General features: G+C 59.6%; 20 protein-coding genes and 2 pseudogenes. 6 read left to right on the forward strand and 16 right to left on the reverse strand.

What is annotated here, in order from left to right; translation table 11 throughout:
- Positions 1 to 49: 49 nt before the first annotated feature.
- The gene (locus ABH909_RS26860) at positions 50 to 694 is read left to right on the forward strand and encodes a TetR/AcrR family transcriptional regulator (protein ID WP_429438925.1); all 645 of its coding nucleotides are present in this window, start codon (positions 50 to 52) and stop codon (positions 692 to 694) included.
- A gap of 134 nt (positions 695 to 828) precedes the next feature.
- On the opposite strand, the gene ABH909_RS26865 is transcribed toward ABH909_RS26860, so the two are convergent.
- On the reverse strand, positions 829 to 1,611 hold the full coding sequence (locus tag ABH909_RS26865) for a class I SAM-dependent methyltransferase (protein ID WP_007906283.1): 783 nt from the start codon (positions 1,609 to 1,611) through the stop codon (positions 829 to 831).
- Between the two features lie 93 nt (positions 1,612 to 1,704).
- On the opposite strand from ABH909_RS26865, the gene ABH909_RS26870 reads away from it, so the two are divergent.
- Positions 1,705 to 2,325, forward strand: a complete 621-nt coding sequence (locus tag ABH909_RS26870) for an energy transducer TonB (protein WP_429438928.1) — start codon at positions 1,705 to 1,707, stop codon at positions 2,323 to 2,325.
- Positions 2,326 to 2,329: 4 nt separating this feature from the next.
- Here the strand turns inward: ABH909_RS26870 and ABH909_RS26875 are convergent, their stop codons facing one another.
- The 7 genes from ABH909_RS26875 to ppc form a co-directional block, all read right to left on the reverse strand.
- Positions 2,330 to 3,025 carry an extensin family protein gene (locus tag ABH909_RS26875; RefSeq protein ID WP_429438930.1) on the reverse strand — a complete coding sequence of 232 codons (696 nt, stop codon included), beginning with the start codon at positions 3,023 to 3,025 and terminating at the stop codon, positions 2,330 to 2,332.
- 2 nt (positions 3,026 to 3,027) lie between these two features.
- Complete coding sequence (locus tag ABH909_RS26880; RefSeq protein WP_429438933.1) at positions 3,028 to 3,849, reverse strand: isocitrate lyase/PEP mutase family protein; 822 nt, start codon at positions 3,847 to 3,849, stop codon at positions 3,028 to 3,030.
- A 33-nt stretch (positions 3,850 to 3,882) separates the two neighbouring features.
- Positions 3,883 to 4,743: a DUF72 domain-containing protein gene (locus ABH909_RS26885; protein WP_429440123.1), complete on the reverse strand. Its 861-nt coding sequence runs from the start codon at positions 4,741 to 4,743 to the stop codon at positions 3,883 to 3,885.
- Positions 4,740 to 5,045 (reverse strand): hypothetical protein, encoded by a 306-nt coding sequence (locus ABH909_RS26890; RefSeq protein WP_007940187.1) that lies wholly within the window; start codon positions 5,043 to 5,045, stop codon positions 4,740 to 4,742. Before ABH909_RS26890 ends, ABH909_RS26885 begins: the two co-directional genes overlap by 4 nt.
- 258 nt (positions 5,046 to 5,303) lie before the next feature.
- The gene (gene tsaB / locus ABH909_RS26895) at positions 5,304 to 5,978 is read right to left on the reverse strand and encodes a tRNA (adenosine(37)-N6)-threonylcarbamoyltransferase complex dimerization subunit type 1 TsaB (protein WP_429438936.1); all 675 of its coding nucleotides are present in this window, start codon (positions 5,976 to 5,978) and stop codon (positions 5,304 to 5,306) included.
- A 93-nt stretch (positions 5,979 to 6,071) separates the two neighbouring features.
- Positions 6,072 to 6,719, reverse strand: coding sequence for an adenylate kinase (gene adk, locus ABH909_RS26900; RefSeq protein ID WP_429438939.1), 648 nt, complete (start codon positions 6,717 to 6,719; stop codon positions 6,072 to 6,074).
- 290 nt (positions 6,720 to 7,009) lie between these two features.
- On the reverse strand, positions 7,010 to 9,640 hold the full coding sequence (ppc, locus tag ABH909_RS26905) for a phosphoenolpyruvate carboxylase (RefSeq protein WP_429438942.1): 2,631 nt from the start codon (positions 9,638 to 9,640) through the stop codon (positions 7,010 to 7,012).
- A gap of 220 nt (positions 9,641 to 9,860) precedes the next feature.
- Between ppc and ABH909_RS26910 the strand changes: the two genes are divergently transcribed.
- From ABH909_RS26910 to ABH909_RS26925, 4 genes and pseudogenes are all read left to right on the forward strand, one after another.
- Positions 9,861 to 10,205, forward strand: a complete 345-nt coding sequence (locus ABH909_RS26910; protein WP_429438945.1) for a pilin assembly protein — start codon at positions 9,861 to 9,863, stop codon at positions 10,203 to 10,205.
- Between the two features lie 375 nt (positions 10,206 to 10,580).
- The gene (locus ABH909_RS26915) at positions 10,581 to 10,994 is read left to right on the forward strand and encodes a DUF4398 domain-containing protein (RefSeq protein WP_429438947.1); all 414 of its coding nucleotides are present in this window, start codon (positions 10,581 to 10,583) and stop codon (positions 10,992 to 10,994) included.
- A gap of 56 nt (positions 10,995 to 11,050) precedes the next feature.
- A pseudogene (locus ABH909_RS26920) lies at positions 11,051 to 11,680 on the forward strand (DUF4398 domain-containing protein); the annotation flags it as partial.
- Positions 11,675 to 12,208: pseudogene (locus ABH909_RS26925) on the forward strand (OmpA family protein); the annotation flags it as partial. The pseudogenes ABH909_RS26920 and ABH909_RS26925, both read left to right, overlap by 6 nt.
- Positions 12,209 to 12,383: 175 nt before the next feature.
- On the opposite strand, the gene ABH909_RS26930 reads toward ABH909_RS26925, so the two are convergent.
- The 8 genes from ABH909_RS26930 to ABH909_RS26965 all read right to left on the reverse strand — a co-directional run bounded on the left by ABH909_RS26930 (position 12,384) and on the right by ABH909_RS26965 (position 20,571).
- A complete protein-coding gene (locus ABH909_RS26930) occupies positions 12,384 to 12,713 on the reverse strand; it encodes a hypothetical protein (RefSeq protein WP_429438950.1) in 330 nt (109 codons plus the stop codon).
- Complete coding sequence (locus tag ABH909_RS26935; RefSeq protein ID WP_429438953.1) at positions 12,710 to 13,624, reverse strand: alpha/beta hydrolase; 915 nt, start codon at positions 13,622 to 13,624, stop codon at positions 12,710 to 12,712. Before ABH909_RS26935 ends, ABH909_RS26930 begins: the two co-directional genes overlap by 4 nt.
- A gap of 148 nt (positions 13,625 to 13,772) precedes the next feature.
- The gene (locus ABH909_RS26940; RefSeq protein WP_429438956.1) at positions 13,773 to 15,050 is read right to left on the reverse strand and encodes a flavohemoglobin expression-modulating QEGLA motif protein; all 1,278 of its coding nucleotides are present in this window, start codon (positions 15,048 to 15,050) and stop codon (positions 13,773 to 13,775) included.
- A gap of 36 nt (positions 15,051 to 15,086) precedes the next feature.
- Entirely contained in the window at positions 15,087 to 15,641 is a 555-nt protein-coding gene (locus ABH909_RS26945; RefSeq protein ID WP_429438959.1) for a hypothetical protein, read from the reverse strand.
- 139 nt (positions 15,642 to 15,780) lie between these two features.
- On the reverse strand, positions 15,781 to 16,497 hold the full coding sequence (locus ABH909_RS26950) for a TetR/AcrR family transcriptional regulator (protein ID WP_253549942.1): 717 nt from the start codon (positions 16,495 to 16,497) through the stop codon (positions 15,781 to 15,783).
- 127 nt (positions 16,498 to 16,624) lie between these two features.
- Positions 16,625 to 18,127, reverse strand: coding sequence for a lysine--tRNA ligase (gene lysS / locus ABH909_RS26955; RefSeq protein ID WP_007897652.1), 1,503 nt, complete (start codon positions 18,125 to 18,127; stop codon positions 16,625 to 16,627).
- A 111-nt stretch (positions 18,128 to 18,238) separates the two neighbouring features.
- Positions 18,239 to 19,334 (reverse strand): peptide chain release factor 2 gene (gene prfB / locus ABH909_RS26960; RefSeq protein WP_095920368.1). Its coding sequence is split into 2 segments (ribosomal slippage): positions 18,239 to 19,261 and positions 19,263 to 19,334, totalling 1,095 coding nucleotides; the frame shifts between segments, so codons are not numbered across the junction.
- Between the two features lie 235 nt (positions 19,335 to 19,569).
- Positions 19,570 to 20,571 (reverse strand): diguanylate cyclase domain-containing protein, encoded by a 1,002-nt coding sequence (locus tag ABH909_RS26965; RefSeq protein ID WP_429438963.1) that lies wholly within the window; start codon positions 20,569 to 20,571, stop codon positions 19,570 to 19,572.
- Positions 20,572 to 20,596 lie beyond the last annotated feature (25 nt).

Here is a 20,596-nt window from a genome sequence, read left to right on the forward strand (position 1 = left end):
CCAGTATGTTATTAATAGCAAACTCACCAGTCCAGTATTAAAGCGAAGAATGTCTGACAATCTTTCCACACCCAGCGGTCCGGGCCGTCCCAAGGATCTGGCCAAGCGCCAAGCCATCCTCGACGCGGCGAAAATCCTGTTTCTGAGCAAGGGATACGCCAACACCAGCATGGATGCCGTGGCAGCCGCGGCCGGCGTATCGAAGTTGACGGTCTACAGTCATTTCAACGACAAGGAGACACTGTTCTCTGCCGCTGTCATCGCCAAGTGCGAAGAGCAATTGCCGCCCCTTTTCTTTGAATTGCCGGAGGGCATCGCGGTGGAAACCGTGCTGCTGAACATCGCACGCGGCTTTCATCAGCTGATCAACAGTGATGAATCGGTGAACCTGCATCGGCTGATGATGACGTTGGGTAGCCAGGACCCGAAACTCTCGCTGATTTTCTTCCAGGCCGGCCCAGAACGCGTACTTCACGGAATGGAGGGGTTGCTGAACAAGGTCAATCAGAGCGGCGCATTGAGTATCGACAAACCGCGCAATGCCGCCGAGCATTTCTTTTGCCTGCTCAAGGGCGCGGGGAATTTCCGGTTGCTGTATGGCTGCGGCGAGCCGGTGACCGGGGATACGGCCGAAGCCCATGTGCGGGAAGTGGTGGGGTTGTTTATGCGGGCTTATCGGCCGGAGTCGGCCTGATAAATGGAGGTGTCTGGGCTGACGCCTTCGCGAGCAAGCCCGCTCCCACATTGGACCTTTGTCGGTCACAGATTTTGTGTACCCCGGAGATCCAATGTGGGAGCGGGCTTGCTCGCGAAGCAGGCGACACGGTCTCAGGGTTTGAGCGCTTTCTTCGGATAAATGTCGTAACGGCTGGATTTGCCATCCAGCGCATGACTCGGCTTCGGCCCGTCGATGCACGGCGCCTTGCGCGGGCGTTTGACTACCACCCGGTGACTGGCCAGGGCCAACGCCGCTTCGAGCAATGCCGGCGCATCCGGATCATCGCCGACCAGCGGCCGGAACAGGCGCATTTCCTTCTTCACCAATGCGGTTTTCTCACGATGGGGAAACATCGGGTCGAGGTAGATCACCTGCGGTGGCTCGCCTTCCCAGTTGCGCATCACTTCGATCGAGTTGCCCTTGAGCAAACGCATCCGCGCCACAATCGGCGCCACGTCGAAATCTTCCGCGCCGCGGGCCAAGCCATCTTCAAGCAACGCGCCGATCAGCGGCTGGCGCTCGATCAGGCTCATCTCGCAGCCCAGGCTGGCCAGCACGAACGCATCCTTGCCCAGTCCTGCTGTCGCGTCCAGCACGCGCGGGCGCACGCCTTGGGCGATGCCGACCGCCTTGGCGATCATCTGTCCGCTGCCACCGCCGTACAACCGACGATGGGCCGCGCCACCTTCAACGAAATCCACCCGCACCGGTCCCGGTGCATCCGGCCCAAGTTGTTGCAGCTGCAACCCCTGCTCGCCTACCTGCAAGGCAAACTCGCCATCATCCACCTGCAACGGCAACCCCAGGCGCTCGGCCCATTGTTCGGCCTGTGGCTGAAAGGTCGTGCCCAAGGCCTCGACATGGATGCGGCAGGCCGCAGGTTGCTCAATCATGGGAACACACGCTCAAAAAATTAATGATCGGCAAAAACGGCCGATAACCAAACTATCGAGCATTTTGCCAGAGCTGAGCGTCGACCGAGAGAAATGTCAGACATTCAACGCACATCGATAGGTTACATCTCGCCCCACGGCGATTTTGGCCTGCGAAATTCCCAAGCACTGAGCGGCGTCAGTCACCTGTGGCAGGATTTTTTTGCCCAGGCCCTGGCCGATCAGTCGGGCGATGTCGTGCCGGAGTCTCTCAACTTTCCGCCGGTCGATCTCGACAGCCCGGTCGAACCGACCGTTGGCAGTGAGCTGCTGGCGCACATCATTTCCCAGCGCGAATGTGATGTGATCGAAACACCCGTCCGCCCGCCAGAGCCTCTGTTCCTGCCGATTGCCGAGTTCGAAATGGACCTGGCCGACAAACCATTCCCGCCATTCCCGGCGGAAGAAATCGTCGCGCAACAGAAACAACAGGACTTCGACAGTGGTTGGGTACGCCCGATCGTGCTCACTGCCGGTCAAGCGCTGCCAGAGCCAGGCGCCGCACCGCAACCACGTCCGCTGCGCTTGCCGATCGCCGAGTTCGAACTTGAGCTGCTGGATAAACCGTTCCCGCCCTTCTCGCCCGAAGAGCTGGTGGAACAACAAAAACAACTGGATTTCGATAACGGCTGGGCACGCCCGATCGTTCTGCAGAACCTGCGCATCGCCGCATAATCCTTCAGCGGCACCGCCACCACGGCCCGACATCCACATGAAAGTGGTTGCGATGGGCGGCGTTGTAGTCCGGGCTCAACACCACACTGAACATATCGCAGGCGCCATCGCGGACCTGACGCAGAAATCGCGCGTCCTGGTTATCCTTCGGCCAATCCCTGAGCACGCTGATCGATCGGCCGTCCGCCAGCCGGAATCCGCTGATATCCAGCGCATCGGCCGTGGCATGCTGGCTGCGTCTGCCGTTTTCGCGATTGTAGACATTGCGACAGGCGAAGCTGCCGAGATGGTCGACCCGTTTCACCGCCTGCCCGTAGACAGCCTTAGCCGCCGGTTGCAGGGCGTGGCGCTCGAACAAGGCGAACGCTACCGCCAGGCGGCAACTGGCGAGGAAACTGCTGCTCAGTGCCACCTCGCCACCTTGCACACGCAAGGCGTTGGTCAATGGGCAAGTCGCGTCCGGGCTGTCAGCCTGACGGGTTACCCGCAAACCTGAGCCGCTCAGGACCTGGTCGCATAATTGCGGATCATTGCGCAGACGCATCAGTTTGTAGCGGGTCAGCAGGTTCGGTTCGGCCTTCACGTCCAGCGGCGCCCAGGGGTTCCATTGCGGGGGTATGGAAACCCAGCCGCGCCAGACGCTCAACCCGGCAGCGCCGATGATCAACAGCATCAGCAACAGCCCCCACCGAAACCGCATCGTCAGCCTTTGAACAATTGATTGGCCTTCTGGAACGGCATCGACCGGGAGGTAAAGCCGAAGGTCCCGTGTTGCTGGATTTCCTCGGCGGCACGGAAGAACTCGCCATACGCCGCCAGGGCCAGGGCCGAACCGACGCTGATGCGTTTGACGCCCATTTCACTCAACTGCTCGACCGTCAGTTTAAGCCCGCCGGACATCAACACATTGACCGGTTTCGGCGCCACGGCGCGGACCACCGCCAAGACCTCTTCAGCGCTGCGCAGGCCCGGTGCGTAAAGCACGTCGGCCCCCGCCTCGGCGAATGCCTGCAAGCGGCGAATGGTGTCGTCGAGGTCAGGATTGCCGTGCAGAAAGTTCTCGGCACGCGCCGTCAGCACGAAGGGAAAAGGCAAGCTGCGAGCCGCCGCGACGGCCGCTTCGATACGTGCCACGGCATGTTCGAAGCAGTAGATCGGACCGTCCTCACGCCCTGTGGCATCTTCGATCGAACCGCCAACGGCACCGGCCTTGGCGGCCCGCATAATACTTTGGGCGCAATCAGCGGGGGCGTCGGCAAAACCGTTTTCGAGATCCACCGCCACCGGCAGATCGGTGGCCGCCACAATCGCCTCAACGTTCGCCAGGGTCTCGTCGAGCGTCAGCCCACCATCGGGACGCCCCCGGGAAAAGGCGTAACCGGCACTGGTGGTCGCCAGCGCCTCGAAGCCAAGGCTGGCGAGCATTTTCGCCGAGCCGGCGTCCCAAGGGTTGGGAATGACAAAAGCGCCCTCGCGTTCATGCAGTGCTTTGAACGCCTGGGCTCGAAGGGTTTGCGCATCCATTGGCAGACTCCTGAAAAGGGGAACGAATCCGCTTCAGAGCAAGCCAAGTTGCTCGGCGGCGGGCTCTCTGTATAGCTCAGGCAGCGGCGGCAAGCCAGGCAAACGCAGCATCAGTTGTGCGTGAAAACGTTGGGCGAGTTTTGCCGCCAGCAGGTTATCGGCGGTGTGCAGGAAGATATAGGGCGTGCGACCCTCTTCGATCCAGAGAGCGATTTTCTCGACCCACGGCACCAGGAATGGATCATTGGCTTCCAACTGCGGATGGCCGATGAAACGCACCTGTGGGAACTGAGAAAACGCAGCAGGACGAGGCGGCACCCTGGGCTTTTTCGATTGGGCGTGGAGCACCGAAGGATCGGTCGAGGTGGAACTGAACAGCGCTCGCGGATCAAGGCAGATACGCTCAACACCACGGTCCAGCAACAGGCGATTGAGCATCCGCTCGGCATCGCCCTTGGCGAAGAACTCATCGTGTCGCACTTCGACCGCCAAGGGCCGATCCACCGCGTCTATAAAACCGGCCAACTCGGACAAGCGTTGCGGGGTGAAGCTTTTGGACAATTGCAGCCAGAGGGGAGAAACCCGTTCACCCAGGGGGCTGAGCAATTGCAGGAAGGTTTCGGCGGCGGTCAATTGTTCGCGCAGGTCACCGCTATGGCTGATGTCGCCGGGGAACTTGGCGGTGAAGCGAAAGTGTTCGGGCATGGTCTCGGCCCAGCGCTGCACAGTGGCGGCAGACGGGCTCGCGTAGAAGGTCGTATTGCCTTCCACGGCGTTGAACACTTGAGCATAAAGACTGAGAAACTCGGCAGGCCTGGCGTCTTGCGGATACAAGTAATCGCGCCAGGCGTTTTCACTCCAGGACGGGCAGCCGAGGTAGTAAGGCAACATCAGATGTACAGGTCGAGACCCAGTACATCCGCATCCCAATCGACAAAAGTGGCGGTGCTCAGGTAACTGGCCAGTGCCATCGCCACACTTTTGCTCATCGCGCGGTGATAAATCATGTCTTGTTGGCGGGCGGGCAGATTGCTCAGGCGTTGTGCGGAAGCTTTGGCGGCGCGGGCGGCCAATTGCTCTTCGGTAGGGAATTCCAGCTCGCCGTCGATATCGACGGAGTCATCCTCGGACACATGGCCTTTGCGAGGCTTGCGCTTGATGGGGTAGGACTGAGAGGAAACGCCGTCTATACGCATAAGTGCATGCTCGGTATCGATGATGGCAGCTTAGTGGCACATAGCCCACTTCGCAAACTGCCGAGTGATAACTAGAACACAGAAAAGCGAAAAGGTTTAAAGCGCGGGTTAGAAAGTGACGATTGGAACACTTTGTGGCGAGGGAGCTTGCTCCCGCTGGGCTGCGAAGCTGCCCCCAAGCGCAGTCAGGTACACCGCGCCATCAGGTTCTACGACTGCTCCGCAGCCGAACGGGAGCAAGCTCCCTCGCCACAGAAATTAACGCGCTTTCGGGGTCGCGACTTTATCGCGCAGATACACCGGCTGCGCCTGATCGGCCACGATCGCTTCACCGCGCTCCCAGGCAAAACGAGCCAGGGTCAGCAGATCTTCGGCGTGGGGCAGCATGCCCGCGTCCTGCCCGCTCAAGTTGACGGCAATGCGCTCGGCATACCCCCAACCGGTGCCTGCGCCGAACCACTCGCCGCTGGCATCGGCCGGCAATGCAGCGGCTTCCGGTGGCAGTACCGCTTCATTGCCCACCAGCCGCATCTCCCCCGCCGTTTCGCGGTAGCAACCCCAATACACTTCATCCATACGCGCATCGATGGCCGCCGCGACCTGGCTGACGCCGTGTTCGCGATAGGCCCGCTGGGCGAGTACGGCGAGATTGGAGACCGGCAATACCGGGCGATCCAGCGCAAACGCCAGCCCCTGCACCACGCCGATGGCGATACGCACACCGGTGAACGCGCCCGGACCACGGCCGAACGCAATGGCATCGACCGCTTGCAGCGTGATCCCGGCATCGGCCAACAGTTGCTGGATCATCGGCAGCAGCTTTTGCGCATGCAGGCGCGGGATCACCTCGTAATGGCTCGTGACTTTACCGTCATGCAGCAAGGCAACGGAGCAAGCTTCAGTCGCGGTGTCCAGGGCCAGCAAGGTGCTCATCGATGTTTCCGTAAGAGAAGTCAAAAAAAGTGCGCCAGTATAAACAACTACGGCCCGCAAGCGGGCCGTAGAAGATGAAGCCGATCAGACTTTTCAGCTCAGTGCTTCAAGCACCTTGCCGGTGATCACTTCAACCGAGCCAACACCTTCGATGTGGCTGTACTTCGGCTTGCCCTGAGCAGAGGCCAGACCCTGGTAGAACTCCACCAGTGGTTTGGTCTGGGAGTGGTAGACCGACAGGCGATGACGCACGGTTTCTTCGGTGTCGTCCTTGCGCTGCACCAGCTCTTCGCCAGTGATGTCGTCTTTGCCGGCGATTTTTGGCGGATTGTAAACGGTGTGGTACACGCGGCCGCTGGCCTCGTGAACGCGACGACCGGCGATACGCTGAACGATTTCTTCGTCATCGACGGCGATTTCGACCACGTTGTCCAGTTCCACGCCCGCTTCTACCAGCGCTTCAGCTTGCGGAATGGTGCGCGGGAAACCGTCGAACAGGAAACCTTTGGCACAGTCAGGCTGCGCAATACGGTCCTTGACCAGGGCAATGATCAGGTCGTCGGAGACCAGCCCACCGGCATCCATGATGCTTTTGGCTTTAACGCCCAGCTCGGTGCCGGCTTTTACCGCAGCACGCAGCATGTCGCCGGTAGAGATTTGCGGAATGCCGAATTTCTCGGTGATGAACTTAGCCTGAGTACCTTTACCGGCCCCGGGAGCTCCCAGCAGAATGACGCGCATTAGATGTGCTCCTCAATTTTTTATATAGATAACGTCAGATTCGCCTCTTGGGGCCAATCTCAAAAATAGGATCGCGACCGCCCAAACGGCCAAAGGCTGATCAAGATACACAGCAGGCCCTGCCCACACAAGCCGCCGAAAGTCGGAGAAACCCGCCCCTCACGAGACCCGGCGAAGGGGTAACCCAAGTCGCAACCCCATCATTAACTGTCGCGTGGCAGACCTTTTCGAGCGCTCGCCAACAGGCACTCGACGCTCGCGCCGGGTGCCTGTTCCCCACGACGAAAACCTTAGCCGGTATTTCGCAAACCAGCGGCAATCCCCGCCACAGACACCAGTAATGCCTGTTCTACCGGGCTGCCCTGGGCCACATCCTGTTGCCGCGAACGTGCCAACAGCTCGGCCTGCAATAGATGCAGCGGGTCGAGGTAAGTGTTGCGCAGGCGGATGAATTCGAGGGTGGCTGGGCTATGTGCCAGCAGCTGCGACTGACCGGTCAACCCCAGGACCACCGCGCACGCCTGCGACAATAGGTCGCGTAAATGCGCCCCCAAAGGGAGCAGATCCGGCTCGACCAGACGTTCATCGTAAGACTGGGCGATATCGGCGTCGGCCTTGGCCAGCACCATTTCCAGCATATCGATGCGGGTGCGGAAGAATGGCCATTGCTCGCGCATTTGCCCCAACAGCTCACCCTCGCCGCGCTCCAGCGCCTTGCTCAGCGCTGCTTCCCAGCCGAGCCAGGCCGGCAGCATCAGACGCGTCTGGGTCCAGCCGAAGATCCACGGAATGGCACGCAGGCTTTCGATGCCGCCAGCACGACGCTTGGCCGGACGGCTGCCCAACGGCAAACGCCCCAATTCCTGCTCCGGGGTCGATTGGCGGAAGTACTCGACGAACTGCGGATTTTCCCGCACCACGGCGCGGTAAGCCTTGACGCCATCGGCGGCCAATTCGTCCATCAAATGGCGCCAGGCAGGCTCAGGCGGTGGTGGCGGCAACAAGGTCGCCTCCAGCACCGCCGCCAGGTACAGATTGAGGTTTTGCTCGGCGATGTCCTGCAGGCCGAATTTGAAACGAATCATTTCCCCTTGCTCAGTGGTGCGGAAACGCCCCGCCACCGACCCCGGCGGCTGCGACAGAATCGCCGCGTGCGCCGGACCACCTCCACGGCCCACGGTGCCACCGCGACCGTGGAATAACAGCAGCTCCACTTGCTGCTCGCGGCAAATATCCACCAGCCGCTCCTGAGCCCGATACTGCGCCCAGGCCGCCGCTGTAGTGCCAGCGTCCTTGGCTGAGTCGGAATAACCGATCATCACTTCCTGCGGCCCTTGCAGGCGCGAGCGATAGCCCGGCAGCAGCAACAGTTTTTCGATCACCGGGCCGGCGTTATCGAGGTCGGCGAGGGTTTCGAACAGCGGCACCACGCGCATCGGCCGCAATACGCCGGATTCCTTGAGCAGCAGTTGCACGGCCAGCACATCGGAAGCGGCACCGGCCATGGAAATCACATACGAACCGAGGGAGGCCCCCGGTGCCGCGGCGATTTCTCGGCACGTCGCCAGCACTTCGGCGGTGTCGGCAGACGGCTTGAAGTACGCTGGCAGCAACGGGCGGCGATTGTTCAGTTCACGCATAAGGAAGGCGATGCGCTCCTCTTCGCTCCAGTCCTCATAACGACCCAGGCCAAGGTAATCGGTGATTTCGGTCATGGCCGCGGTGTGGCGCGACGAGTCCTGCCGCACATCAAGGCGCACCAGAAACAGCCCGAATGTCACCGCACGGCGCAGGCAATCGAGCAACGGGCCATCGGCGATGACGCCCATGCCGCATTCATGCAGCGAGTGGTAGCACAGCTCCAGCGGGTCCAGCAGGTCGCGGTTGTTTTGCAGCACATCGGCCGACGCTGGCGTGTTTGCCGCCAGGGATGCGTGGGCCCAGTTACGGGTCGCGCGCAGGCGTTCACGCAATTGTTTGAGCACTGCGCGGTAAGGCTCGGCGCTGTCGCCGGCCTTGGCTTTCAACTCGTCGCTGGCCTGCTGCATCGACAACTCGGCGGCGAGGTGATCGACATCGCGCAGGTACAAATCGGCGGCCATCCAGCGCGCCAGCAGCAACACTTCGCGGGTCACCGCGGCGGTGACGTTGGGGTTGCCGTCGCGGTCGCCGCCCATCCAGGAGGCAAAGCGAATCGGTGCGGCTTCCAGTGGCAAGTACAGGCCGGTGGCAGCATGCAGGGCCTGATCGGCCTTGCGCAAATAATTGGGAATCGCCTGCCACAGCGAATGCTCGATCACCGCAAAGCCCCACTTGGCTTCGTCCACCGGTGTCGGGCGGGTACGGCGGATTTCTTCGGTGTGCCAGGCTTCGGCGATCAGGCGCTGCAACTTCGTCTTGATCTGCTCGCGCTCGGCGGTGGTCAGGTCGCGATGGTCCTGGGCGGCCAGTTGTGCAGCGATCGCATCGTACTTCTGGATCAGCGTGCGACGAGCCACTTCGGTGGGGTGTGCGGTCAATACCAGTTCGATTTCCAGTCGACCCAACTGCCGGGCCAGGGACTCGGGGTCATGGCCCGCGGTCAGCAGCCGAGCGAGCAGTTCCGGCAACACCCGAGCCTCGAACGGCGCAGGTTGCGACTCTTCACGGCGATGAATCAGCTGATACTGCTCAGCGATATTGGCCAGGTTGAGGAACTGGTTGAACGCTCGCGCCACCGGCAGCAACTCGTCTTCGCTCAACTGGTTGAGGCTGGCGCTGAGTTCGGCGTCCATCGAACCGCGACGGTCGGCCTTGGCGCCTTTGCGGATCTGCTCGATCTTGTCGAGAAAGTCATCCCCGTACTGTTCACGAATGGTGTTGCCCAACAGCTCACCCAACAGGTGAACGTCTTCGCGCAAGCGTGCATCAATATCGGTCATCAGCGTTCTCCAGCGAAAATCCGGGCGGCTATGCTTGGTTATCAGAGGTTCTGATACAGAGAGTGCCGCCGTAAAGCGCTTCTTACAAGCAGACCACGCCAAGGGCTTCAAACACCGGGCAATGCAGCTAATCTCAACCATAAGCCGTACAACGGCGTATCACCGGCTACCGCCGGACACTCACCCGGCCTGCCACGAGCAGGTGCGCAATGAGGTCATCATGAAAATCCGCGAGCTTGCCAAGCACTGGGAAGAAAACGCCAAGGGTCGCCTGACCGACACGGGCTACACGATTCGTCTGGACGTGGAAGCCGCCGCACGGCTGGCGGCGATTATCGACATGTACCCCAAGCGGCATCCCGAAGAACTGCTCGGCGAGCTGATCGGCGCCGCCCTGGAAGAACTCGAAGCGAGCTTTCCATACGTGAAAGGGTCAACGGTGGTGGCCACCGACGAGGAAGGTGATCCGCTGTACGAAGATGTCGGCCCGACCCCGCGTTTTCTCGCCTTGTCCCGGCGTCATTTGCATGATTTGTCGGGCGATAACGACAAACAGAAACACTGAATTTACCGCCGAACCTGTGGGAGCGGGCTTGCTCGCGAAAGCGGCGTGTCAGGCAACATTTATTTCAACTGATACGGCCTCTTCGCGAGCAAGCCCGCTCCCACGCTGGCTTGCTATTGCTTCGATAATTGCATGTTCCTGGGCCATGAAACGGTCGGGAATACCGCTGCACATCGCTAAAGCTCCCGATTAGAGCCCCTGTCCTCTCGATCAGGTTTTTTCGGGCGATAGGCCATCTTCTCTGAACTTTTGAAAAACGCCTCGGGTCACACCCAGTAACCACGCCTGGGACGGCCGTTTCAAAAAGCACTCTGGAAATTGTAGGTTGCGGCTCCTTGCCCAGGATGGATTCAGATGTTTTTCAGGAGTTATCCAATGGAGTTGAAGACCATGAAGACCAGCACTGCCCCATCCTCGTTCCCCCCTCTGCGCGGTCTCAAACTGGCGGCCCTGGCCATCGGCAGCAGCTTGGTTCTGGCCGGTTGCGCCGGTAACCCGCCGAGCGAGCAATACGCCGTGACCCAATCGGCTGTGAACAGTGCCGTCAGCGCCGGCGGTACCGAATTCGCTGCCGTGGAAATGAAGGCCGCTCAGGACAAGCTCAAACAAGCCGAAATTGCCATGCACGACAAAAAGTATGACGAAGCCAGAATGCTGGCCGAGCAAGCCGAATGGGACGCCCGCGTCGCCGAGCGCAAGGCCCAGGCGATGAAAGCCGAACAATCTGTGAAGGATTCCCAGAAAGGTGTTCAGGAACTGCGTCAGGAAAGTCAGCGCACCGTGCAGTAAGCGCCCATCCCGATGTTCAGACCTCAAACGCTTATCGATAGAAAGGACGAACTATTATGCGCAAACAATTGATGATCCCCGCCCTCCTGGCCGCAAGTGTTGCACTGGCTGCCTGTTCCACACCGCCCAACGCGAACCTGGAGCAAGCCCGCACCAACTACACCGGCCTGCAAGCCAACCCGCAAGCGAGCAAAGTCGCGGCGCTGGAAACCAAAGACGCCAGCGAATACCTGGACAAGGCCGAGAAGGCTTACCTGGATAGGGAAGACCAGGCCAAGGTCGACCAACTGGCTTACCTGACCAATCAACGCGTTGAAGTGGCCAAGCAGACCATCGCTCTGCGCACCGCTGAAAACAACCTGAAAAATGCCGCGGCACAACGGGCCCAGGCTCGTCCAGACGACGTTGAAGTGGCCAAGCAGACCATCGCTCTGCGCACCGCTGAAAACAACCTGAAAAATGCCGCGGCACAACGGGCCCAGGCTCGTCTGGATGCCCGCGACCAGCAGATCAAACAGCTGCAGGACAGTCTGAACGCCAAACAGACCGATCGCGGCACGCTGGTGACGTTTGGTGATGTGCTGTTCGCCACCAACAAGGCGGACCTGAAGTCCAACGGTTTGGTGAATATCAACAAACTGGCGCAGTTCCTTCAGGAAAACCCGGACCGCAAAGTGATTGTTGAAGTGGCCAAGCAGACCATCGCTCTGCGCACCGCTGAAAACAACCTGAAAAATGCCGCGGCACAACGGGCCCAGGCTCGTCTGGATGCCCGCGACCAGCAGATCAAACAGCTGCAGGACAGTCTGAACGCCAAACAGACCGATCGCGGCACGCTGGTGACGTTTGGTGATGTGCTGTTCGCCACCAACAAGGCGGACCTGAAGTCCAACGGTTTGGTGAATATCAACAAACTGGCGCAGTTCCTTCAGGAAAACCCGGACCGCAAAGTGATTGTCGAAGGCTACACCGACAGCACTGGCTCGGCATCGTACAACCAGTCGCTGTCCGAGCGTCGCGCGACCTCGGTGCAAGTGGCCCTGATCAAGATGGGTGTCGATCCTGCGCGGATCGTCGCCCAGGGTTATGGCAAGGAATACCCGGTTGCGGAGAACTCCAGCGTCTCGGGCCGTGCGATGAACCGTCGGGTGGAAGTGACCATTTCCAATGATAACCAGCCGGTGATCCCGCGTTCGGCGGTTAGCTCGAACTAGATTGAACCTGCGGTAATGCAAAAGCCCCGCCTGAATTGATCAGGCGGGGCTTTCGTTTTTAAGATCAAAAGATCGCAGCCTTCGGCAGCTCCTACAGAGTTTGCCTTGGCTGCGATGTCGCGGGTGTACCCGGTCAATGTAGGAGCTGCCGAAGGCTGCGATCTTTCCGGGCGGGCTACGGTTGCAGTTTTTGCGGCGTTTGCTCGCCCATGCAGCGCACGGCCTTTTTCTTGCTGTTGACCAGCACACCGGTCAGGCCTTTCTGTTCGGTGTCGAACAGCACCAGCACGCCATCAATGCACTGGGCCACTTGCGGGGCCGGTTGCAGGGAGACTTTATAGTCTTCGCCCGGCACGGTCTTGAGCATGGTGAAGTCGCTGAGCAGTAGCGCATCTTCGGGTTTGGCGAAGTGCAGGTAGCCGTACCACCACAGGGCGCCAACGGTGCCGAGGATGCTGCAGATACCGGTGATGATCAGCGGGATGGCGTTACGTTCTTCACTCATTGCGGACTCTCTGGTGGTTCATCTTCAGAATTCGGGGGTGCCGGGTAATTCGGGATCTCACCCAGGCGACGCAGGCCGTCGAAATGCTGCGGGTCTTCGAGGTAACGCAGCATGACCTTTCGCCAGACCGGGTCGGCGAAGGTTTGCACATGTCCGCCACGGGTCATTTGCAGCACTCGCGGCGGCGGCGCAGCTTGATACAGTCGGATGCCGTTGGAAAGGGGTACCAACTGATCATCGATGCTGTGATAGATCAGTTTCGGTACGCCATTGAGCTGCTTCATGGAATGGATCGCACTGTCGCCGTCCGGCACCAACCAGGATAACGGCACCTGAAACGGCCAGGTCATCCATGAGGTGCTCAGGGCGAAACGCCCGACATCACGGTAACTGGCAGGCACGCCATCGAGCACAAAAGCCTTGAGTTGCCGCTGGCGCTCGGGGTGCCGGGCCAGGAAATGCACGGCCATCGAACCGCCAAGGCTCTGACCGAGAAGGATCAGCGGTTTACCCTTGACCTCCGGGGCCTGGTCGAGCCATTTGAACGCGGCGTCGATGTCTTGATAAATCGCCGGCAACGCTGGTTTACCTTCGGACCAACCGTACCCGCGATAGTCCACCAGCAACACTTGATAGCCCTGCTCCGGCAACCACCAGCTGCCACCCAAATGCCACGCCAGGTTGCCGCCGTTGCCATGCAGATGCAGCACCGTGCCTTTGACCTCGACCTCTTTTTTCGCCGGCAACCACCAGCCATGCAGCTTGAGGCCGTCAGCGGTGACCAGGGTGACGTCGCGAAATTCGAGTTTGGCTTTTGCCGGAGTGAACGGCTGGCCGGGCTCGGGATAGAACAGCAGAGAGTCGCAACCGCCGAGGGCCAGGAGCAGGCAAAAGATGCCGAGGATTCTCATCCGGTGAAGCCTCGCGAAAACAGGGTTGGAATACGATCCAATGTGGGAGCGGGCTTGCTTGCGAAAGCGGTTTTCCATCCAACATTGATGTCGACTGACACACCGCTTTCGCGAGCAAGCCCGCTCCCACATTTGGACTGCGTCATCGTTAGAGGATGTTGGAATAATCCGCTTCGATCCGGTCCAGGCTCAGGTGGTTGAGGAAGTTGGAGAAGCACATCCAGGCCGATAGCGCGTTCATGTCGCGGAACTGGTCGGGCAAGTACTTGGGCGGCACGATCAGGCCTTCGTCCACCAATTGGCGCAAGGTCCGCATGTCTTCCAGCGTGGTCTTGCCGCAAAACAATAGCGGTATCTGCTCCAGCTTGCCTTTACGCACGGCCAACTGAATGTAGTTGTAAACCATGATAAAGCCCTTGAGGTAGGACAAGTCTTTGGTAAACGGTAGACCGGTCGGCACCGATCCGCGGAAAACCCGACTGGCGTTGCCGTAGCTTTCGGCCATTTCGAAGCCTTGTTCACAGAAAAAATCGTAAATCTGCAAGAAGTCCGCGCCCTCCTCCACCATATGAATGGCTCGGGTGCGGTTGGTCAGTTTGCGCAGGCGGCTCGGGTAGGAGGCGAAGGTGATGATTTCCATCAGGATCGCCAGGCCTTCCTGGGTCACAGTGGACGACGGCGGGCCTTTGGACAGGAAGGTGCAGATCGGCTGATTCAGACCGTTGAGCGTGGTGCCCACGTGCACCAGCCCTTCGTGGACTTCCAGCGCACGCACGTCGCGGTCGTTGAACATCGCGTCGGCGCGGATCTTGATGTAGTCGGCTCCGGCCGCCGCATCGGCGACGATCCCGTCGGACTCGAACACCCGAATGGTTTCTTCGTTCTCGCCAAACACCTTGTTCAACCGATGTTGCAGGAGGTCGACGGCTTCCTTGGCGGTAAGGATTTTCGGTTCATCCTTGAGGTCGCCACGGCCCGCGATGTTGTTCAGGTAATCGGAGAGCATCAGACCCAGGTCGGCCAGGGTCGGGTCGCCGGCGTGAAACGCATCGGACGCCGCGCCATACAATTCCTGGGAAATCAGCCCGAAATCCTCGGTGCCGCGCGCTTCGAGCATGCGCACCACCATCCGGTATTCCTTGCACATGCGGCGCATGATCTGTCCGACCGGATTGAACTGGCCGAGCTGGCGGGTGATGTCGCGCTCGATGTTCTGGAATTCCAGCTTCACTTTGCTGGAGTCAAATGCCAGCGGTCGATTGAGGTAGTAGTCGCGGTCCACGGCCGGCATTTCCTTGCCCTTGCCTTTGAAGAACCCCTTGCGAATGCTGTCGTCCCACTTGACCGCATCCAGAACGCGAATCGGCGTCTGCGCCAGCACTATGCGATCGGACAAAATGCGTATCGTCTGCTGGTATTCGTCCACCCGAAACTCCTGTAGTAAAACCGTTACGTGCTGGGTTTATTTGGTACTGGCCAGGCGCTGGTAGCGCACTGCTTCGACGAAAACATCGGAATTGGCCGGGTCATCGAGGTAGGCAAACACTTGATCCAGGCTGTTGTTGATCAACACCCCGTCGCCGTCGTCGGTCTGGAAGCCTTGGCCACTGAGGGCTTCCTGGCCCATGGCCTGTTTGATCTGCTCAAGGTCGAGGTTGTAGACCACCAGTTCGTGGTTATCGTTGAGTTCGAAACCGGTGATGGTGAAGTTCCCGCCGAACTGCGCCGGCACCTTCGCCGACAGGTACCAGCGATTACCATGGCGCGACACCGTAAAGGGGTAGGCTTCACGCTCATGGGGCTTGGCCTTGAAGTAGCTGACCGCCTGATAGCGATTGTCGCCGATGCGCGTCAGTTCCAGGTTCATCGGCTCACCCCAGGCATTGGTGCTGGTCCATTTGCCGAGCAAGCCTTTGGGCGCGGGCTCGCTGGCAGGCAGCGGTTCCTTGAAGGTCACCAGACAGCCACTGAGCAGCAGGATCGACAAGGCGATCACAACGACGCGCCAGGCTTTCATTCAACACTCCCTATGAACACAGCGCCGCCCCTGTAGGAGCTGCCGCAGGCTGCGATCTTTTGATCTTTTATCGGTGCGGCATTGTCGAAGATCAAGATCAAAAGATCGCAGCCTGCGGCAGCTCCTACAGGGGACCGGATTACACCGACGCCAGCACCAAATGCATGTAGCGGTTGAGGATGCCGAGCATTTCCTCTTCGGCCACAGGCTCGGCGTCGTTGAGCAGGCCCTGATATTCCATCCGTCCGATAATCGCCGTCAACACTTTGGCATCCTGTTGTGGCTCACGGGAACCCAATACTTCGAAAAGCTGGCAGGTGCCCTGCAGGAGAATTTGCTGATGGGAGCGTACCAACAACGCCAGGCGCGGGTTAAGCAACGCTTCCTGGCGGAAGGCTTGCTCGGCCATCAAGTGCTCGCGGCGATTGATCAATTGCCGATGAACATAGTCAGCCATCAGCCGGGCGATATCGTCCGCCAGCTGTGAGCGGGACTCGGCGGTGCCATCGCCGCTGACAACCATCTCGCGCAACAGGCCTTCGTTGCTGGCCCATAACCGGGCCATGAACGCCGCGCTGCGTTCCACGTATTGGGCGAAGGTATCGGTGAGCAGGTCATCGATGTCTTTGAAATAGTAGGTGGTGGCCGACAGCGGCACACCCGCTTCAGCGGCCACTGCACGGTGCCGCACGGCCCGCACGCCATCGCGCACGACAATGCGCATCGCAGCGTCGAGAATGTCCTGTCGACGCTGTTCACTGCCCTGTCGGCTGGCCTTGCGGCCTTGGTACTGAACACTTTCAGCGACCGCAGTGGCGATACCCGCTGCACCTTCTTGAGCCATTGCACGATTCACGACAGGTATTCCTCTCTCTAAACGTCAAAAGTAACCAATCTAAACGTCAAAAGTAACCAATTGATACGTTTGTACCAGACAGGCAATAAAAAGCCGCCTGTTATAGGCGGCTTTTTAATTGAAACACTTACGCTTGTGGCCGCATGTGCGGGAACAGAATCACATCGCGGATCGACGGTGAGTTGGTCAGCAACATCACCAGACGGTCGATGCCGATCCCTTCACCGGCGGTGGGCGGCATGCCGTACTCCAGCGCGCGAACGAAGTCGGCGTCGTAGTGCATGGCTTCGTCGTCACCGGCGTCCTTGTCGGCCACCTGCGCCATGAAACGCTCAGCCTGGTCTTCCGCGTCGTTCAACTCGGAGTAGGCGTTGGCGATTTCACGACCGCCGATGAACAGTTCGAAACGGTCGGTGACGTTCGGATTCTCGTCGTTACGACGGGCTAGCGGCGACACTTCGAACGGGTACTGGGTAATGAAGTGCGGCTGTTCCAACTTGTGCTCGACCAGCTCTTCGAAAATCATCACCTGCAATTTGCCCAGACCTTCGAAGCCCAGCACCTTGGCGCCGGCCTTCTTGGCAATGGTGCGGGCCTTGTCGATGTCATTCAGGTCGTCAGCGGTCAGCTCAGGGTTGTACTTGAGGATCGAGTCGAACACCGACAGACGCACGAACGGCTCGCCGAAGTGGAACACTTTGTCGCCGTACGGCACGTCGGTGCTGCCCAGAACCAGCTGAGCCAGTTCGCGGAACAGTTCTTCGGTCAGGTCCATGTTGTCTTCGTAGTCGGCGTAAGCCTGGTAGAACTCCAACATGGTGAATTCAGGGTTGTGACGCGTCGAAACGCCTTCGTTACGGAAGTTGCGGTTGATCTCGAACACTTTTTCGAAACCGCCGACCACGAGGCGCTTGAGGTACAGCTCAGGCGCGATACGCAGGAACATTTCCATGTCCAGCGCGTTGTGGTGAGTCTCGAACGGTTTGGCCGCCGCGCCGCCTGGAATGGTTTGCAGCATCGGCGTTTCCACTTCCAGGAAGTCACGCTTCATCAGGAAGCTGCGGATGTGCGCAATCACTTGCGAACGTACGCGGAAGGTCTGGCGCACCTCTTCGTTGACGATAAGGTCAACGTAACGCTGACGGTAGCGCTGTTCGGTGTCGGTCAGGCCGTGGTGCTTGTCCGGCAGCGGACGCAGGGATTTGGTCAGCAGGCGCACGCTGGTCATTTCAACATACAGGTCGCCCTTGCCGGAACGCGCCAGGGTGCCTTCGGCTGCAATGATGTCGCCCATGTCCCAGGTTTTCACCGCGGCCAGGGTGTCTTCGGACAGGGTTTTACGGTTGACGTAGACCTGGATGCGACCGGTCATGTCCTGAATCACCATGAACGAGCCACGGTTGAGCATGATGCGACCCGCCACCTTGACCGGGATTGCAGCTTCTGCCAGCTCTTCCTTGGTCTTGTCCGCGTACTGTTTCTGCAAATCTTCGCAGTAATTGTCGCGGCGGAAGTCGTTGGGGAAGGCATTGCCCTTGGCGCGCTCGGCAGCAAGCTTTTCCTTGCGCAGGGCGATCAGGGAGTTTTCTTCCTGTTGCAGGGCTTGCGGGTCGAGTTGTAGGTCGCTCATGTCTTTAAATATTCCATCACAGGTTCGTTGCCCCCAGCCTTCGGCTGGGGATCGCGGGCAAGCCCGCTCCCACAGGATCGCGGTGAATCAGCTGATCACTGCATGCATGTCTTACAAGCCTTGTTTCAAGCTGGCCACCAGGTACTCATCGATGTCGCCGTCGAGCACCTTGTCGCAATCGCTGCGTTCGATGTTGGTACGTAGATCCTTGATCCGCGAGGCATCGAGCACGTACGAACGGATCTGATGACCCCAGCCGATATCCGACTTGGTGTCTTCCAGGGCCTGGGAAGCGGCGTTGCGCTTCTGCACTTCCTGCTCGTACAAGCGCGCCCGCAACATTTTCATCGCGGTGTCTTTGTTCGCATGCTGGGAACGTTCGTTCTGGCAGCTGACCACAGTGTTGGTCGGTACGTGGGTAATCCGTACGGCCGAGTCGGTGGTGTTAACGTGCTGACCACCGGCACCGGAGGAGCGGTAGGTGTCGATACGCAGGTCCGACGGGTTGATGTCGATTTCGATGTTGTCATCGATTTCCGGCGACACGAACACGGCCGAGAACGAGGTATGACGACGGTTGCCGGAGTCGAACGGGCTCTTGCGAACCAGACGGTGCACGCCGATTTCGGTACGCAGCCAGCCAAAGGCGTATTCGCCCTTGATGTGCACGGTAGCGCCTTTGATACCGGCGACTTCACCGGCCGACAGTTCCATGATGGTGGCGTCGAAACCGCGTTTATCCGCCCAGCGCAGGTACATGCGCAGCAGGATGTTGGCCCAGTCCTGAGCCTCGGTACCGCCGGAGCCGGCCTGGATGTCCAGATAGGCGTTGTTGGCGTCCATCTCACCGCTGAACATGCGACGGAATTCGAGTTTTTCCAGGGATTCGCGCAGGCGTTCGACTTCGGCAGCGACGTCATCGACGGCGGCCTGGTCTTCTTCTTCGGCGGACATCAGCAGCAGGTCTTTGGCATCGGCCAGACCACTGTGCATTTCGTCGAGGGTTTCGACGATCTGAGCCAGCAGCGACCGCTCGCGGCCCAGCTCCTGAGCGTACGACGGGTTGTTCCAGACACTCGGATCTTCAAGCTCGCGATTGACTTCAGTCAGACGCTCATGCTTTTGATCGTAGTCAAAGATACCCCCGAATAGTTTCGGAGCGCTCGGACAGGTCCTTGATACTGTTAAGGATCGGGTTGATTTCCATGGCGGGCAGCACTCGTTGGCGAACTTTTGAAAGCCGGCGAGTATAACGTAATCAAGCTGCCACGGCAGCCCGCCCGGCGGCTTTAGCGGCGAATGGTTTGGGGCTGAAACATGTAGACATTGCGCTACGAACTGTAGGAGCTGCCGAAGGCTGCGATCTTTTGATCTTCGCCTTTAAAGCAACATCAAAAGATCGCAGCCTGCGGCAGCTCCTACGGGGCGTCGTATTCAACGCTTTACTCGATCCCCACCTGATTGCGCCCATTGTTCTTCGCCAGGTACAGCCCCTTGTCTGCCGCCGAGATCAATTGGCGGCAATCGCTGCCCGGCTGCGGAATCATGGTCGACAGGCCGATGCTGATGGTCAGGCTTGAACCTTCGCTGGGAAAAATGTGCGGGATCCTCAACCCGGCCACGGTCTGGCGCAGTTTTTCCGCCACCATTCGCGCACCGCCCGGCGAGGTGTTGGGCAGGACCAGCACGAACTCTTCGCCGCCGTAACGGGCCGGCAAGTCCGAAGGTCTGGAGCTGGCGTCGCGAATCGCCGTAGCCACTTTGCGCAAGGCCTCATCGCCTTCGAGGTGGCCGAAGCTGTCGTTGTAGGACTTGAAGTAGTCAACGTCGATCATCAGTAGCGACAATTGAGTCTGGTCCCGCAGCGAACGCCGCCACTCCAGCTCCAGGTATTCGTCGAAATGCCGACGGTTCGACAGCCCGGTCAGGCCGTCGGAGTTCATCAGGCGTTGCAGCACCAGGTTGGTATCGAGCAATTGCTGCTGGCTGACCCGCAGCGCGCGGTACGCCGCATCACGTTGCAGCAGGGTCATGTAGGAGCGCGAGTGATAGCGGATGCGTGCCACCAGCTCGATGTTGTCCGGCAGTTTGACCAGGTAATCATTGGCGCCGGCGGCAAATGCTGCACTCTTGATCAGTGGATCTTCCTTGGTCGACAGGACAATGATCGGAATGTCCTTGGTCGCCGGGTGATTGCGGTATTCGCGCACCAGGCTCAGGCCATCGAGGCCAGGCATGACCAGGTCCTGAAGGATTACGGTCGGCTTGATGCGGATCGCCTGGGCGATGGCCTGGTGCGGGTCGGCACAGAAATGGAAGTCGATGTTTTCTTCGTTCGACAAACCACGCCGCACTGCCTCGCCGATCATCGCCTGATCGTCCACCAACAACACCATGGCGGCGTTTTCGTCGGTCTTGAAGTCGTCGAGCTGTAAATCATTCATGTGCGGTCACCTGAGTACTGCTTTG

Source organism: Pseudomonas sp. BS3782 TE3695 (genome assembly GCF_050435305.1).
In the GTDB taxonomy this organism is placed as follows: domain Bacteria; phylum Pseudomonadota; class Gammaproteobacteria; order Pseudomonadales; family Pseudomonadaceae; genus Aquipseudomonas.